Source organism: Arthrospira sp. PCC 8006, assembly GCF_046480465.1.
Classification (GTDB): domain Bacteria; phylum Cyanobacteriota; class Cyanobacteriia; order Cyanobacteriales; family Microcoleaceae; genus Limnospira; species Limnospira platensis.
This window is the reverse complement of record NZ_PKGG01000132.1, coordinates 1-14,483: the sequence shown is the minus strand read 5'-3', so window position 1 is coordinate 14,483 and position 14,483 is coordinate 1. Positions and strand designations below refer to the sequence as shown.

Annotated in this window: 19 protein-coding genes and 2 pseudogenes; 8 read left to right on the top strand and 13 right to left on the bottom strand. The window is 46.6% G+C overall.

Going from position 1 to position 14,483, the window contains the following annotated elements:
• Together B9T16_RS17815 and B9T16_RS17810 are read left to right on the top strand one after the other, a co-directional pair.
• A partial coding sequence (locus tag B9T16_RS17815) for a TolC family protein (protein ID WP_410245385.1) occupies positions 1-1,387 on the top strand: 1,387 nt, incomplete at its 5' end.
• Between the two features lie 153 nt (positions 1,388-1,540).
• A complete protein-coding gene (locus tag B9T16_RS17810; RefSeq protein ID WP_006620154.1) occupies positions 1,541-1,840 on the top strand; it encodes a 2Fe-2S iron-sulfur cluster-binding protein in 300 nt (99 codons plus the stop codon).
• Positions 1,841-1,917: 77 nt separating this feature from the next.
• Here B9T16_RS17810 and B9T16_RS17805 read toward each other — a convergent pair whose 3' ends face one another.
• The 3 genes from B9T16_RS17805 to B9T16_RS17795 all read right to left on the bottom strand — a co-directional run bounded on the left by B9T16_RS17805 (position 1,918) and on the right by B9T16_RS17795 (position 4,287).
• Entirely contained in the window at positions 1,918-2,394 is a 477-nt protein-coding gene (locus B9T16_RS17805; RefSeq protein WP_006620155.1) for a universal stress protein, read from the bottom strand.
• 327 nt (positions 2,395-2,721) lie between these two features.
• Positions 2,722-3,114, bottom strand: coding sequence for a hypothetical protein (locus B9T16_RS17800; RefSeq protein WP_006620156.1), 393 nt, complete (start codon positions 3,112-3,114; stop codon positions 2,722-2,724).
• Positions 3,115-3,147: 33 nt separating this feature from the next.
• Entirely contained in the window at positions 3,148-4,287 is a 1,140-nt protein-coding gene (locus tag B9T16_RS17795; protein WP_410245384.1) for a peptidylprolyl isomerase, read from the bottom strand.
• Between the two features lie 156 nt (positions 4,288-4,443).
• Here B9T16_RS17795 and B9T16_RS17790 point away from each other — a divergent pair, with 156 nt between their 5' ends.
• The gene (locus B9T16_RS17790) at positions 4,444-5,364 is read left to right on the top strand and encodes a glutaminase (protein ID WP_410245383.1); all 921 of its coding nucleotides are present in this window, start codon (positions 4,444-4,446) and stop codon (positions 5,362-5,364) included.
• A gap of 77 nt (positions 5,365-5,441) precedes the next feature.
• On the opposite strand, the gene B9T16_RS17785 is transcribed toward B9T16_RS17790, so the two are convergent.
• Complete coding sequence (locus B9T16_RS17785; protein ID WP_410245382.1) at positions 5,442-8,246, bottom strand: tetratricopeptide repeat protein; 2,805 nt, start codon at positions 8,244-8,246, stop codon at positions 5,442-5,444.
• A gap of 16 nt (positions 8,247-8,262) precedes the next feature.
• Here B9T16_RS17785 and B9T16_RS17780 point away from each other — a divergent pair, with 16 nt between their 5' ends.
• The gene (locus tag B9T16_RS17780; protein ID WP_410245381.1) at positions 8,263-9,276 is read left to right on the top strand and encodes a FecR domain-containing protein; all 1,014 of its coding nucleotides are present in this window, start codon (positions 8,263-8,265) and stop codon (positions 9,274-9,276) included.
• Between the two features lie 245 nt (positions 9,277-9,521).
• Positions 9,522-10,172, top strand: coding sequence for a hypothetical protein (locus B9T16_RS17775; RefSeq protein WP_317271105.1), 651 nt, complete (start codon positions 9,522-9,524; stop codon positions 10,170-10,172).
• 119 nt (positions 10,173-10,291) lie between these two features.
• On the opposite strand, the gene B9T16_RS17770 is transcribed toward B9T16_RS17775, so the two are convergent.
• Entirely contained in the window at positions 10,292-10,438 is a 147-nt protein-coding gene (locus tag B9T16_RS17770) for a hypothetical protein (RefSeq protein ID WP_410245380.1), read from the bottom strand.
• Positions 10,439-10,560: 122 nt separating this feature from the next.
• On the bottom strand, positions 10,561-10,683 hold the full coding sequence (locus tag B9T16_RS17765; protein ID WP_286131385.1) for a hypothetical protein: 123 nt from the start codon (positions 10,681-10,683) through the stop codon (positions 10,561-10,563).
• A 59-nt stretch (positions 10,684-10,742) separates the two neighbouring features.
• On the opposite strand from B9T16_RS17765, the gene B9T16_RS17760 reads away from it, so the two are divergent.
• The 3 genes from B9T16_RS17760 to B9T16_RS17750 all read left to right on the top strand — a co-directional run bounded on the left by B9T16_RS17760 (position 10,743) and on the right by B9T16_RS17750 (position 11,586).
• A complete protein-coding gene (locus B9T16_RS17760; protein WP_199318129.1) occupies positions 10,743-11,030 on the top strand; it encodes a type II toxin-antitoxin system Phd/YefM family antitoxin in 288 nt (95 codons plus the stop codon).
• Positions 11,020-11,343, top strand: coding sequence for a Txe/YoeB family addiction module toxin (locus B9T16_RS17755; protein ID WP_410245379.1), 324 nt, complete (start codon positions 11,020-11,022; stop codon positions 11,341-11,343). The genes B9T16_RS17760 and B9T16_RS17755 overlap by 11 nt, the downstream gene beginning before the upstream one ends.
• A gap of 111 nt (positions 11,344-11,454) precedes the next feature.
• Positions 11,455-11,586, top strand: a complete 132-nt coding sequence (locus B9T16_RS17750) for a hypothetical protein (RefSeq protein WP_286131386.1) — start codon at positions 11,455-11,457, stop codon at positions 11,584-11,586.
• A gap of 60 nt (positions 11,587-11,646) precedes the next feature.
• Here B9T16_RS17750 and B9T16_RS17745 read toward each other — a convergent pair whose 3' ends face one another.
• The 7 genes and pseudogenes from B9T16_RS17745 to B9T16_RS17715 form a co-directional block, all read right to left on the bottom strand.
• Positions 11,647-11,805: a hypothetical protein gene (locus tag B9T16_RS17745; RefSeq protein WP_014275277.1), complete on the bottom strand. Its 159-nt coding sequence runs from the start codon at positions 11,803-11,805 to the stop codon at positions 11,647-11,649.
• 144 nt (positions 11,806-11,949) lie between these two features.
• Positions 11,950-12,369: a hypothetical protein gene (locus tag B9T16_RS17740; RefSeq protein WP_410222918.1), complete on the bottom strand. Its 420-nt coding sequence runs from the start codon at positions 12,367-12,369 to the stop codon at positions 11,950-11,952.
• Positions 12,369-12,626 (bottom strand): hypothetical protein, encoded by a 258-nt coding sequence (locus B9T16_RS17735; RefSeq protein ID WP_006616027.1) that lies wholly within the window; start codon positions 12,624-12,626, stop codon positions 12,369-12,371. The genes B9T16_RS17740 and B9T16_RS17735 overlap by 1 nt, the downstream gene beginning before the upstream one ends.
• A 172-nt stretch (positions 12,627-12,798) precedes the next feature.
• Positions 12,799-12,948 (bottom strand): annotated as a pseudogene (locus tag B9T16_RS17730) (type II toxin-antitoxin system RelE/ParE family toxin); the annotation flags it as partial.
• Positions 12,949-12,963: 15 nt separating this feature from the next.
• Positions 12,964-13,089, bottom strand: coding sequence for a type II toxin-antitoxin system RelE/ParE family toxin (locus B9T16_RS17725; RefSeq protein ID WP_231852156.1), 126 nt, complete (start codon positions 13,087-13,089; stop codon positions 12,964-12,966).
• Entirely contained in the window at positions 13,089-13,340 is a 252-nt protein-coding gene (locus B9T16_RS17720; RefSeq protein ID WP_410245378.1) for a type II toxin-antitoxin system ParD family antitoxin, read from the bottom strand. Before B9T16_RS17720 ends, B9T16_RS17725 begins: the two co-directional genes overlap by 1 nt.
• Before the next feature lie 231 nt (positions 13,341-13,571).
• Positions 13,572-14,483 (bottom strand): annotated as a pseudogene (locus B9T16_RS17715) (hypothetical protein); the annotation flags it as partial.

Below are 14,483 nucleotides of genomic sequence, written 5' to 3'. Positions count from 1 at the left end.
CACTAACCCCCTGGATTTTCCTACCCAACCTGGGGAAGKAGAAATCGAAGAAACCGTTCCCATTACCCTAGAACAAGCATTTGATTTGGTGCGGCGCAACAGCCCAGAAATCCAAGTTCTACAACTCCAGCTTGATCAAAATCTGGCGGGGTTGCGAGTTGCTCAATCAGAACTGTTCCCTTCCCTATCATTCACCTCCAGCTTGACCCGTTCGGAAACAGCAGGAGCCACCATATCCACCCGCGCCCAAAATCGTCGGATTCGCAATCAACGTCGCCAAGCCGCCGCCAGAGGCGAAGTTGACACAACCCCCTTTCAAATCCCCTTTGGCTCTACCAGCTTTGATAACTCCCTGCAAATTCAATATGATTTTGGCTTAAATGGAGCTAGAGGCGCACGAATTAGAGAAGCCGAACAGCAACTGCGAGCCGCAGAGTTAGAACTAGAACGGGTGATTGAGGAAAGTTATCTTAACGTCGCCCAAACCTACTACAACCTACAAGCAGCCGATGCGGAAGTCGAAATTCAGCGCGCCGCAGTTCGCAACGCTCAAAAAAGTTTGGAGGATGCAGAAGCCCTCGAACGCGCTGGGGTGGGTACCCGCTTTGAGGTTTTACAGGCTCGTGTTACCCTCGCCAGCACCCAGCAGGATTTGACTAACGCCATTAGCAGCCAGAGAACATCTCGGCGCAATCTCGCTAGCCTATTAAATGTCAGTCAAAATGTCAATTTAGTGGCAGCAGACCCGATATCCTTGGCGGGAACTTGGGAATTTACCCTCAATGAAACTATCATCCTCGCCTATCGGAATCGCCCCGAATTGGAAACACAGTTAGTTAACCGTAATTTAGCTGAAGAAAGACGCAGACAGGCCTTATCTGCCACTCGACCTAATTTAACTGGTTCCGCTAGTTATAACGTTCTTGGACAGCTTTCTGATGACGCTAATCGCTTTGCGGCTCAGGGTTGGGCTGATGGTTATAATGTTCAATTGCAGTTGCGTTGGAATTTCTTTGATGGGGGTGCCGCTAGGTCTAGGGCTAGACAACAGGAGCTGGGTATAGCGATCGCTGAAGAACGCTTTTCCCAAACCCGCAACCAAATCCGCCGAGAAATTGAGGAAGCCTTCTTTAACCTACAAGCTAGTTTTGAGAACATTGGAGTTGCTAACCTAGGCGTTGAGGAAGCTACAGAAGCTCTCCGATTAGCTAGGCTCCGTTTCCAAGCAGGTGTCGGTACTCAAACTGATGTCATTAACCAAGAAACTAGCCTTACCCGCGCCCAAAACCAGTTGCTCAGAGCAATTATTGGTTATAACCGCGCTCTGGCTCAATTGAGGCGATTTGTTAGCAATCTCCCCGATAATATCCTTCAAGATCAACCTTAACTGCAATTCACTTGTCCAAGGATGTCGGTTTCCCCAAAAACAGATTATACAGATTATTTGGTAGACACTTTGGGAAACTTCCTTTCCTCAAAGCCTTGTCTGATCACAACAAAATCTCTGTCAACCTAACCTTCCTAGATTCAAAAATTCATCATGGCTAACATCAATTTTGTCAACGAAAACCGCGAAGTTATTGCCGCTGATGGCGCAAATCTCCGACTCAAAGCGATGGAAAATCAGATTGATTTGTATACCTTAAAGGGAAAACTCCTCAACTGTGGCGGCTACGGTCAATGTGGTACTTGTATTGTGGAAGTGGTTGAGGGTATGGAAAATCTCTCCCCTAAAACTCCGGTGGAAGAACGAATGCTCAAGAAAAAACCTGATACCTACCGCTTGGCTTGTCAAACTACTGTTAATGGCCCGGTAAGTGTTAGAACTAAACCTAAATAGATCCGTTTAAACTTACCGGGACTCTATTCCCTAAATTGGGCGATCGCTATTTGATTTCGTTTTCTATGAATGTTTTCTTAATGGCGATCGCTACTCTGTACTACTAAAACTGAACAGGGGGCGCGATGAACCACAAAGTTGCTCACACTTCCCAGCAACGCCTCAATTACCCCCTCGTATCCCCTGCGTCCTACCACGATTAGATCCGCATTCCAGTCCTTCGCTATTTGACAGATGCAACGTCCCGCATCCCCCATTTTCCAATTCCAGTCAGCAGTGATATTCTCGTCCGTAGCACGACGAGTACAAGCTGTTAGCCAACTGCGGATCTGGTCCAGTTCACTCTCTAGCCGATCCTGCATGATTCGCGAGTAACGAGCAATATTAGTCGCGTGAAGATCGCTAAAACCATAGGGGTCCGGTTCGCTAACCTCCAGGCGGTGAAAAATCATTAGTTCCGCTGAGTTTTTTTGCGCTAGTTCCATCGCTTGCTCTAAAACCAATTCGCTATGATTCGATCTATCTAGCGCCACTAAAATCCTGTGATATCCCATGATTTAACTCCCTTTGATACCCTACTTCTCAAGGGTGAGCGCTCAAGGGTTATGGCTCATCGTTTCCCTCCTTCATCTTCCTGAAGCAATTTAACAGGAATCTCGCACCCGACTCGGTTACTCATCATCTATAGATTTCTGAAACTAAGTCTTGGGGAAAAAACTAGACGGGTACACCCTATAACAACCCTACAGAGGCAGGAAAAATAACCGATTTTAAATTCACTTTCGTATCCATGATAACATTTTTTTCTTCCCAAACGTTGTACTTATCAAAAAAAACGAACAGTTGACCACCAGCTATTAACTGATTTTATGGTGGGGGTTTTACCAATCCTGATCAGGCGATCGCTCTTGAAACTGCTTAGGAAGGCGTAAGCGAGGAAATCGATAGAAGGTATTACCATCTTGGTCAAACTCAGGAATAGCAGCAAATACCCCGGCTTGTCGGTCTAAATATTCTTGAGCGACATCAGCACTAACCCGCGCCAAAGCCGCCAACTGAATTAAAGAAATTTCACCATCTTGGGATTCAATTAATTGATAAAAAGCATTATCAAGCTGGCGTTGTTCATCGCGTTTAGAATTGATATTAACCAGGAACAATCCCACGAGAACACCCAAAGCCGCGACAGATAGTAATTCTAAAATAGCCATAATAGCTGGCACAAATAATAATGATGAAAGAGTCAAATCATCGATGAGAGGGGGTAGTGGCAATTAATAAATTGCCACTGGGGAGCCTTTTTAAGGCTACTTCTTAGGTTGAACCAAATTTTCTAAGCCTTGAATGACTTTAGCAGATGCGATCGCATCACCCTGGGTCAAATTCTCCAAGACTTCCTTACCTTCAGTCACATATCCAAACACAGAATAGCGACCATCAAGCAAATTAAGTCCCGCCGGGGTCAGTTCCGGTTCAAACAAAAAGAAGAAAAACTGAGAAGATCCGCCGTCCGGGTCACTTTCAGGACGAGCCATAGCGACAGTTCCATAAGCAGAAAAGGGCAAAACTGGCTGATCACGATAACGACCCGCCGCCTCTAGGGTAATCCCATAAGTAGGCTCATCGTCCCCACGCACCAAAATTTCCAGAGGAACAGCCCTATATTCGCCTGTGTCGGGGTCAATAAATCCTTCCTCCGGACCGGGAGGATCTCCGACTTGCAAAACATAGGACTCTTCCGAGCGGATAAACTCCAACCCATCATAAAACCCACGTTGCACCAAATCCACAAAATTACCGGCCGTTACCGGAGCGCTATAACCATCGACCACCAGGGTAATATCTCCCTCAGAAGTAGTCATCTTCACGGTAGCACGGCCTTTGAGTTGGGGAATATTGGCATATTCTGCGGGGACTTCAAAAGGAAATTCCCCAACCATCATTTCCTCAAGCTGAGTCACCTGAGACAACATAGAGGCGCGGGTTTCTAGGAGTGTTTCACCGTCTTTAATGTCCAAAGCCGATCGCAGAACCTCAATTTCTGCCCTGAGTTCCTCAATAATAGCCTTAGCCTCAGCTTGGCGATCGTCTGGGATACTAGCCAAAATATCCCCTTCATTGATAGATAAAATCCTAGCAGCAGTGGTAATATCCCCTTTAATAGGACTCCAGCGCTTACCCCTAATGCGACCAGCAATCTCTTCGAGGCTACTCTGAAATTTGCGGATCGGCTCATTGTCAATCGGGAGAGCATAGCGTAGGAGTGCCTTACCATCAGTAATAGCATTACCAGCAGGTAAGACACTTTCCCGTTTTGGGGTGCTGCTGCCGCCATCCCACCAAGCTGCGCTCAGACCAACGGAAAGAACACACAGCAATAGGGCAATCAGGCCAGTTTTCAGCCAGCGTTTACAGGTATTCATTATGGACTCGGACAAATTCAGCATAAATTATTATTTTTTTCCCTAACCCATCTTGCCATATTCCGGCGCAGTTCTGGGAAACTATAGCAGCGAACAGATAACAGACCCAATCCGGTGTGCTATAACTCGCCCAAATCGGAGTCAAAATAGATAATAGAGTTTTGGTTAATCTATGAGCCTATGAATACTCAGGCAAGATTGAGTTTAAACCTGGTGCAACTACAGGTATGGGTTGAAGCCGCTAAGTCTCGCAGCGATCAAGGCAGTTTACCGACCTATATTCCTCAGTTAGCTATGGTATCTCCAAAGGCATTCGCAGTTCAAGTTTTAGATTGTCAGGGGAACTGTTATTTATTGGGCAATGCTGATCTGAGATTTTCCCTAATGAGTGTGGTTAAGCCGTTTCTGCTGTTGTATATGTTGGTAGAGTTGGGGGCCGATCGCATATTTGCACAGGTGGGAATGGAACCCTCTGATTATCCCTTCAATTCTCTGGAACAATTGCAAGCTGACGGCGGCTGGCCCCGTAATCCGATGATTAATAGTGGCGCGATCGCTTTATCGGCGTTGCTTCCTGGCCCTGATGGACAAACACGATGCCAAGTCTTATGTGATTGGTTAAATCACTGGGGCGGCTGTTCTCTGCAATTGGATGATGATACCCTCAATTCTGTGCGTTCCGCCCCCAATTCTCGTAATCATGCCATCACCACCGAATTATATCACCGGGGGACTATTTCTGATGCGATCGCTGCCATTGACGCTTACAATCATATTTGTTGTTTATCTGCCACAGTCGAAGATCTAGCTAAATTGGGGATGTTATTATTGCAGTCTCCTCAACCGAGTTGGATAGAACCCTGTAGACAGGTGAAAGCATTGATGATGACCTGTGGCTTATATGAAGCCTCTAGTCGATTTGCGGTGCAGGTGGGAGTCCCTACTAAGTCGGGAGTCAGTGGGGTGGTGCTATCGGTGATTCCCGGTTGGGGGGCGATCGCTTGTTATAGTCCTCCCCTTGATGATACCGGAAATTCAGTAGCGGGTTTATTTTTGATTCAGGAAATAGTGCGATCGCTTAATCTGAGTATTTTTAACTGAACATTAATAGCGGTGCGTCAGCTTAATCGTTTCCTGGGTAAGTTATTATATGTGAAGTACCTCACCCTAATATATAGCTAATTTTGCCATTCTCCCTGAATAGTAAAACCCGCCCAATAATAGGGAGAATGCCATTGAGAGTTTTGCCAGATTTCAATTTGTGCTTGACGGAGTGCGGCGGCGGGAGATAGACCATTGTCGATCATATAACGATAAAATAACACCATTAATTCCGCTGTAGCTTGGTCATCTACACTCCATAAACTCACCACCACACGCGCCGCCCCAGCATACATAAATCCCCTCGTCAGTCCTACCAAACCTTCCCCCCTAACCTGTTGTCCTAAACCAGTTTCGCAGGCGCTTAACACTACTAAGTCAGCCGGTAAAGTTAGGTTAAAAATATCATGAAGTCTCACAAAACCATTGACGGGCTGACCTTCAGAATTAACCAAGGAAAGCACCAAGCCAGACAGTTCAGGATTTTGGCTGTTCAGTATCCCATGAGTAGCATAATGAATAATTCTATACTGACTCATTTTGTCACTGGTAGCCACCTCGCGGGTAGCCCCAAAACCATATTCTTTACTAAAAGATTCTGCCGGAAATAAAGATACAATTTGTTCCGCTTCCGTCTGTGTAAAAGGTAGGCGGTCAAATAATATGCCAGACTCTCGCGCTGACTGTTCTAAATCAGGAGGCAAAGAAGTTGCATTAATCCCATTAGTATTATTTAATCTTTCATCATTAATCCCAAATACCGGATCTGCTAAAATTGCTAAGTATCTTTCTGCCGGCTTTCGACCTAAGATTTCATTTCTCAAAACCGCCAAAGCCGAAGCAGAAGGGAGGGTGACTACTTCTCTGGTAATAATTAAAGGGCGATATTCTTCATCACTTGATTGATAAGCCAGAGCCACGAAAGGGACAAAATTTAATACCCCATCAGGGACAATTAAAACTCTGTTTTTGTCCTCATAATTAGACAATGGTCCTAGGATAATTTGACCTAAATTTTTGGCGGCATTTTCTGCCAAAGTCCGCCGGATTCTGAGATTCCCAAAAATGAAACTATCTCGAAATCTCTTAGTCTCAGCTTCTAAGACTTCTCTACCTGGGAGTTCATAGCTACTAATATAGTTGTAAGTAACCGCCCATAGAAAACTCCGTTTTTCACCAATAGAATAAGTTAATAATAAACTATCTTGGTCGATAACCCTTTCTTGAATCTCGGCTAAATTTAAAGGTTGTGGTTGAGTCAGGGCTGCATAGCGGGGACTGGTAGCGCGAATTTGACCTAAAATACTGCGGTATTTAATTAGTAGCTGTTCTAATTCATTATCAATAGCCGTTTTTTGAGAGTCTGTATGCTGTTGACTGAGGAGTTGAATGCGACGCTCTTCTACAGCGGCTAATTGTTGCTGAATTTGTTGTTTCTCCGCTAATATTTGCGGATCAATACCTCCTTGTACTTCCCCGGACATTTCGGCTAGTAAATCTAAAAGCGATCGCGCTTTAGCACGTTCGCTAACTGCTAAGGCTAAACCATCATATCCTTGTCCCGGATTTTGTTGATTCAACTCCATTAACAAGTCAATATAAAACTCATAATATTCTTGTTTGGATGCAAAAAATGAGGTTCTTAAATCTTGACTAACCACATTAGTTCGCAAATCTTCTATAATCTCAATGGCGGCTTGAATAGCACTCAGAGAATCATCTTGATTACCTAACCCCCTATGGGCGATCGCTATCCGATATAAAGATAAGGCTTCCCTAGGGCGATCGCCAATTTCTTGGCGCACAACTAAAGCCTGCTGATAAAATTCTAAAGCCCGGTCAAACTCTCCCAGTGCCGCATAAACCACACCGATATTATTTAAAGTGCTTCCCAGTCCGCCACGGTTGCCAATTTCCTCCCATAAAGGTAACGCTTGCTGATAAGACTGTTGTGCAGCATTCCAGTTTTCCAACCTGGTATAGGTAAAGCCAATATTATTAAGAGTAGTAGCCTCTCCCCGACGATCGCCAATTTCTTGATATCGTCCTAAAGCCTGTTGAAAACTTTGTAAAGCCTCCTCAAAATCATCCTGAGACTCATGATATAACCCGATATTATTCAGGGTACTAGCTTCCCCGTGAGCATGATCTAACTCTTGCCATAAACTAAGCGATCGCTTATAATAATCTAAACTCAGTTCAAAATTCCCCAAAGCATCATAAAGCAAACCCAAATTATTTAGACTACTAGCCAATCCCACCCTATTATTAGCCCGCTCGTGTAATTCTAACGCTTGGGTGTAAACTTCCAGGGCTTCTTGAAACTTCCCTAAAGGTTCATAGACCGCCCCCAAATTATTCAAAGCGTAGGCTTTCCCCCGCAGATCTCCCCCTTGACCATAAAAAATAATCGCCTGTTGATAGACTTCAACTGCTTTTTGATAATCCCCTAACTCATAATGAATTTTGCCAATTTGGTTGAGGCTATAGGCAGCATCCAAAATGCGATCGCTACTCTCATAATAACTCAAAGCCTGCTGATAAGCCTCTAAACTAGCTCGCAAGTCCCCCAAACTCTTATAAACTAATCCCAAACCCAGCAAAGTCTCAGCCGCCTGGGACCCTAAACCCACTTGTTGATACAATAGTAAGGCTTGGTTAAGCTGAACTAGAGCCTGTTGTAGAGATTCTGGAGACCCCTCTTGTACTAATTTCGCCCCCGCAGCAAAAGCCGTCTCAGCCTCTGTCAGACGTGGATCTGGGGTAGTAACCTCCTCAGCTATGGCAACTAAAATCGGAGTAAATCCGACTAAAGCCAAAGAGACCACAGCAACTAAGGGGATAACCCGCCGGGTAAATTGCGTAAACTGAAGCGACACCATAGATTTAATTAGGAAAATGGTAACAACAGGGACCAGTTGGCTAAAGCCCAACCGTGACAACTTTTTTAAGTATGCCTTCTTTCTTATACCGGGAATGACGGCGATCGCCATTACAATGGTGGAATTAGGTATATTAGGCGCTATTAAACCCGCCATAGCCAATACCTCCCCATTATCCCAGGTTAACCGGACCGCCACCCGCAGTTTGATGGTAGAGGAACTCCAGGGAAGAGTTACCATTAATGGTAACCCCGCCAGATTGGGCGATCGCTTAGGGGTGGCAGACGTGATCACAACCGGAAGGCGTGCGATCGCTATTTTACGAGTAGATAGCAATATCGGTGTTTTAGAATTAGCAGAAAACACCACCCTGGAAATTAGAAGCCTATCAGGACAACCAGGACTCGACCCTAACCAAGAAACAGTTGTTTTTATTTCCAAAGGTCGGGTTAGGTCTTCCATCGCCCGTTTTGTTAGCGCCCCATTCCGTAATTCTACCGCTTCTCAACCTCCCCAGGAAATCGCCGCCTTAAACTGGGAAGGAATATTTAGCCAAGACTCCCAAAACTCCGAAGAGTCTGTGGAAGCCTCCCCTTTTCGAGTAGAAACCCCTGTAACTGTCGCCGGAGTTAGGGGAACTTCCTTTGGGGTCGATGTTGGACCAGATGGTAAAACGGGTATTAGCACCGTTGAAGGTATTGTCGGAACTTCCGCAGAGGGTGAAGAAACCCAAGTTAACAGACAAAAATTTTCCGTAGTTAACCTTAACCTACCCCCCACTGTTCCTGATCTAACTCCACCTTTGTCTGCTTTACAAGTGTTTCAGGTAACGCGACTTAGCCCTAGGAGAGCTAGAATTGTAGGACAAGTAGATCCCATGGATATAGTTTATATTGATAATCGGGCGATCGTCACGGATTCCGAAGGTAAATTCGATTTAATCGCCCAACTCCCCCCGTCTCGCCGTTTCCGAATTGTGGTCAGAGGTCCTTCGGTCCGAGAAAGAGAATATTCTGTACCTGTTCCCTAAAATCCCCGTTAACATTTAACCCAGATAGACTATAGAGACAGGGTGAGTCCTTGTGTGCTAAATACTGCCCGTAAAGCCTAATTAACCTACCCTGTCGCCGAAAAGCGATCGCCCAGTCCCTCAGCTTTTGGTCAACTTTAACTGTCCGGGTTCCACAAATTTCTCCAGAAATTGTGAACTAAATTCAAACCATCCACGTCAATAGAGACAAATCAATTAATTTAGCTCCGAGGATAATGTAAACTATGTTCCACCAAAAACTCTACCGTTCTGCTACATCCATCTTCCTCACCCTCGGTTTAACTACTGGACTAGCAGCCCCCCTATTGCTACATCAAACCGTAGCCCGCGCTCAACAATTACCTGGTTCTCTACAACGGGAAAGAATTTCCGCCGGAACAACTATTCCCGTAGAATACCCAGGAGCTGAGAAAATCGTTCTCACCCCCACAGAAACGACCGCTCTGACTATGGTAGTCGCCCGAGATATCCGCACTAACCAAGGACGGGTTTGGATACCCGCAGGGGCGGAAATTGTTGGGGAATTGCGACCCGCTTCTGGTGGTTCCCAGTTTGTGGCTAATGAGGTGATTGTCAGCAATAATCGCCGATATCGTCTTGATGCTAATTCTAATGTTGTCACCCGCACGGAAACCGTCCGTCGTGGACCTTCTGCTGGTAATATCCTTAAAGGTGCTGCTGTGGGTGCGGCGGCGGCGGCGGCTTTGGCGGGGGTACTCGGAGATAAAGCGATCGCCACTGAGGAAGTCCTGGGCGGCGCGGGACTAGGGGCTCTGGCGGGAGTCTTCATTGGTCGCGGTCACGTGGATGTAGTTGTCATTCACCCAGAACAAGATCTGACCCTGACAATGCGTTCAGATGTACTCTTCCGCTAAAATAACCCAGAATAGTCAAAAAACCCGGTTTCTCAACCTCACCCACCCACAACCTCAGAAACCGGGTGGCTAGGACTATCCGGCATCCTCACCCAAATCTTGCCAAGAAACCTGGTTTCTCATAGAAATGGGTCAGGGGTAGTCACAGACGCAGCAATGGTATTAGAGGCTAAATTGGCTTGTAGATTTGGCTGGCGGAAAGCTCTATCGAGCATCTTTAACCATCCTTCACAACTAGGGTCGCTAGATTTGGGAATAAAGTTCATGGGATGGCCTCCCGTGGTGCGATCGCCATTTCACCGGGTGCGATCGCCCTGAAGTGTCGCTCAAAGACGACAACGAGCCACTGGCTCTCGCCCATGAAAGTTGGCGGGTTGGAGTTCTGGAGCTAGTGGTGGGGGGTTTGGGTGGGAATGGCTGGCAAGAGTTCGTTAAGTTTCAGGTCTAGCTCCTGGGGTGCTGTATCTACTATTTTGCCTTCTGGAAACCCCACGGAGCGATCGCCGAGCATCAGGTTCAGACTTTAAGTAAATCGTTGTACAATAATGTTGTACAAGTTATCTAGCAAAAATGATGTTAAGCAAAGAAACCACTTATTCTCAAGCGAGAATGAATTTAGCCACTATTTTGGATCAAGTGTGTGATGAGCGTCAGATTGTGGTCATTAAGCGCCGTAATGAGAAAAATGTGGCGTTAATTGCCCAAGATGAGCTAGAGAGTTTATTAGAATGTGTCTATTTACTGCGATCGCCTGAAAATGCGAAACGTTTATTTCGGGCTTTAGAATGGTCAGAAAATAGCACCGCCACTCCTCAAACGGTAGCTGAATTAAAAGAGGAGTTAGGAGTTGAGTCCTAAAAAGAAAAAACCAGCCAATGAAACCCCTAATCATCATATCTCGGGTTATTTTCCTGTATTTAGTCCCGATTTTAAAGCAGATTTAGCTTGGTGGTATCGCACTGAACCCAAAAAAGGGGATAAAATCCTAGATTTAGTCGCAGATGTCCTTAATGGTGAACCGTTTACCGGGTTAGGAAAACCTGAACCCCTAAAATATATTGCCCCAGATACTGGGTCAAGACGCATTGATTTAGAGCATCGTTTAGTTTACAAAGTAACAGAAAATAAGGTTTATTTTTTACAAGCACGTTATCATTATCAATCAGATTAAACTGAAAATAATTTATTTTCCCTCAACGACATTGATGATATCTTCGGGCAAAGCAGAATCGAAATCATCGGCGACGACAAATTCTCCGGCAGATAATCCATAAGGTCGTAATTGCTGACTCGGAGGAATGGGTGTAATTTGGGCGATCGCCTCATGCGATCGCTGGGGGCGGGTTCGGTGAGTTGGCTGTTTTTTTTCCTGGCTGATCTAGGGATTTTCTTGCTCTCCACCCACATCCCATAAACCCAGTTTCTGCCCTAACCTTTGCCGCCTCACCCCAATCGCATTAACAAAGCCCCTTTATCAACCCCTCAACCCGTGCAAACGCAGGAAATACACCCGTCCCAACCAATCCCCCCCTACCACCGTCACGCCATCAGCAGCAACCGCACAGGAAGCGATCGCACCATCCCCCGTAAAGGTCGCTAACATTTCCCCCGTAGCCAAATCCCATAGTTTCACAGTCTTATCCTCAGAGGCCGAAATCGCTCTTTTCCCGTCGGGGGCGATCGCTCCATCTGTTTAGCGACATATTTTGCTTGTTGTTTTTCGGAATCGGTTAAGTCGGCAACCCCCACAAATCCCCACCGAMTAAGTTGATTGATTTCATCTATCCTTCGGGCAAACTTCAAAAGCCGACTCATGTCGATAAAAACACACCTTGAACTCTGCAAAGAAGTTCATTTGTCCAAGAATAACGGGGACATCTCTCGATTCAGTCCAAGCAAACGCAAGTAGCACGGGAGGAAACTGAGCGATCGCACCTGATACCACCAAACCTCGTGAATCGCTTCGACCTAAATTCCCGCTTAAGGGGATTGAAACCGTCTGATTTTCCCAGATTGCCCCTAGTTGTAAACCTATCTCGTAGGGCAAAACATTGACACTTGCGCCTGTATCTAGCAACGCAGTCACTTCCACAGAGCGATCGCCTAACGTGAGCGTCAAGGGTAAATAGGGCATGATGGCAGAGCGCCCAAGACTATCAATGCGTTCGGTGAATGAATATCGTTGTCCATCAAGCATTAGATGCTACCTTCCTTTGCTGCCACCAGAAGATCCGACAAAGCCTGAACAGATGCGCTATCTGTTTGCGGCGACCATACCACTGCCTCAGTCGATGCAAGCTGCTCGAGCAACTCATTTGCTGAGTCAACTTCTCCGGTTAGTTCTAGGCTACACCCTTCCTCCTTAGCGACTGCCAAGAGGAGAAAGTGAAGCAGTCGAAGTTTATCTTGATGAGATAACTGATTAACGGTGGGTAACAGTTCGCTGAGTAACATAGAGTCGGCTCCGGGAAATGTGCTTCTCCATTATAGGTTTGACTATCTTTGAGGCTTTGATCGGATGGTTTTAGCAACCGGGTTGCTTTCCCATCACCACAAACCAGAAACCGGGTTGCTGGGAGTTGCCGGTTATTCCCCAAGCTGAGTAGAGAAGCCCGGTTACAGATTTTCAAATATTCAATGATTCTAAGTCTCGATACCCATTAATGATGCGAACAATATCTATGCCGTCAGGCCGTGGAAGGTAAAATATGATGTAATTTTCCACAATCAAACCTCGGAGATTTGCTTTAATGTGACTGTAGTTTTTGCCCATGTTGGGAAATTGAGCAAACTAACGGCACTTATCCCGGACTTTTTCAAAAAATCTAATCGCTACGTCTGGGTTTATTGCCGACAGGGATGCACAAATTTCGTCTAAGTCGGCTAGGGCAGCATCAGAGAATGAATAATTTCCCATCAGGAATCTTCAGTTTGTTGCTGTAAACGGTTCAGCAGTCGATTAAATACAAGTTCTCTATCTGTAACTTTTCCTTGTTGAATTTGGCTTGCCCCGATTTCGATTTGTTGGCGCAGTTCGGCTAGATATTGTTCTCTTTTGTCTAATAGTTCCAAGGCGGCTAATATCAGTTCATCTGCTGACTGGTAGCCTCCCTGATTTAATTGCTGGGCAATCCGTTGTTCAATTTCTGGCGTAAGGGATAAACTCATGGCGGCTCACTCCAATACAGATTAACTTGATTATCGTGCGATGTTCGGAGGGTTTCTCGGACAATCCTTGCCTCCTCACCCAAATTTAGCGCATAAACCCGGTGAAGTTCAGAAACCCGGTTTCTTTTTCGCGGTTCAGAAACCGAGTTTCTTTTTGGCAATAACAGTTAACGGTAATTAGCACCACAGAAACCCGGTTTCTCCCCTCCCCTCCCCTGCCCCCCTGCACCCTCACAGCCCCGCCAACCGCAGAAAATGCACCCGCCCTGAATTATCCCCCGCCACCACCCCCGCCCCATCCGGGGCAACGGCACAAGCCCAAAACCATGCATCAGCGGTAAAACTGGCGATTTCCTCCCCCGTGGCTAAATTCCACAGTTTCAGGGTGTTATCACCCGATGCAGACACCGCTCGTTTCCCGTCGGGGGCGATCGCCACTGCTGTTACCCTGTCACTATGCCCAGAGAGGGTAGCGAGTTCCCTCCCCTGCTCCAAATCCCACAGTTTCAGGATTTTATCCCAGGATGCAGACACGGCTCGTTTCCCGTCGGGGGCGATCGCCACTGATGTTACCGAGCGACTATGCCCAGAGAGGGTGCGAATCAGTGGCCCGCCGGGTGGGGTGAGGTTGGCGGTGAGGGGACGAAACCAGGGTTTGTCCTGCCATTGTTGGGCTTGATTGAGGAGTTGCTCAATTTCTCCGACAGTTGCACCCTTGGCGTTTTGCTGTTGAGGGGCGGCATATTTCGGCAAGTATCGCCCCACCACGGGGATTTTTTCCCAAAAATAACGATAGGCTTGGGGAGACTCCACAAACGACAATAACCGCCCCAATAACTGCCCCGCCAGTTGCGTTTTATCCTGGTCTAACACATGAGACGATAAGCGGATTGCCCCTTCCAGCACCCTCAGCGCCCGGTCTTCATCTTCCCCAACCGCCTCAAAATCCGCCAACAGCGATCGCGTATCCGTCGCCTCTAACTTCCCCTGCAACCAAGCAAAATCCCACAATAACCCCCGCAACACCTCCAATTCCCCCGCCTTACGGAAGTGATAGGCCGCCCGTTGATAGAGATAGACATCCGCCGCCACCTCCGCCCCCGTCCAGGGAAACTGACCGCCCCCATAGGCTTGCAAAAACTC

What these genes read in the sequence shown, in the direction of transcription:
- B9T16_RS17810 (WP_006620154.1), top strand. Translation starts at nt 1,541, where the DNA reads ATGGCTAACATCAATTTTGTCAACGAAAACCGCGAAGTTATTGCCGCT.
- B9T16_RS17805 (WP_006620155.1), bottom strand. Translation starts at nt 2,394, where the DNA reads ATGGGATATCACAGGATTTTAGTGGCGCTAGATAGATCGAATCATAGC.
- B9T16_RS17795 (WP_410245384.1), bottom strand. Translation starts at nt 4,287, where the DNA reads ATGCTGAATTTGTCCGAGTCCATAATGAATACCTGTAAACGCTGGCTG.
- B9T16_RS17790 (WP_410245383.1), top strand. Translation starts at nt 4,444, where the DNA reads ATGAATACTCAGGCAAGATTGAGTTTAAACCTGGTGCAACTACAGGTA.
- B9T16_RS17785 (WP_410245382.1), bottom strand. Translation starts at nt 8,246, where the DNA reads ATGGTGTCGCTTCAGTTTACGCAATTTACCCGGCGGGTTATCCCCTTA.
- B9T16_RS17780 (WP_410245381.1), top strand. Translation starts at nt 8,263, where the DNA reads ATGGTAACAACAGGGACCAGTTGGCTAAAGCCCAACCGTGACAACTTT.
- B9T16_RS17775 (WP_317271105.1), top strand. Translation starts at nt 9,522, where the DNA reads ATGTTCCACCAAAAACTCTACCGTTCTGCTACATCCATCTTCCTCACC.
- B9T16_RS17770 (WP_410245380.1), bottom strand. Translation starts at nt 10,438, where the DNA reads ATGAACTTTATTCCCAAATCTAGCGACCCTAGTTGTGAAGGATGGTTA.
- B9T16_RS17765 (WP_286131385.1), bottom strand. Translation starts at nt 10,683, where the DNA reads ATGCTCGGCGATCGCTCCGTGGGGTTTCCAGAAGGCAAAATAGTAGAT.
- B9T16_RS17760 (WP_199318129.1), top strand. Translation starts at nt 10,743, where the DNA reads ATGATGTTAAGCAAAGAAACCACTTATTCTCAAGCGAGAATGAATTTA.
- B9T16_RS17740 (WP_410222918.1), bottom strand. Translation starts at nt 12,369, where the DNA reads ATGCTTGATGGACAACGATATTCATTCACCGAACGCATTGATAGTCTT.
- B9T16_RS17735 (WP_006616027.1), bottom strand. Translation starts at nt 12,626, where the DNA reads ATGTTACTCAGCGAACTGTTACCCACCGTTAATCAGTTATCTCATCAA.
- B9T16_RS17725 (WP_231852156.1), bottom strand. Translation starts at nt 13,089, where the DNA reads ATGGGAAATTATTCATTCTCTGATGCTGCCCTAGCCGACTTAGACGAA.
- B9T16_RS17720 (WP_410245378.1), bottom strand. Translation starts at nt 13,340, where the DNA reads ATGAGTTTATCCCTTACGCCAGAAATTGAACAACGGATTGCCCAGCAA.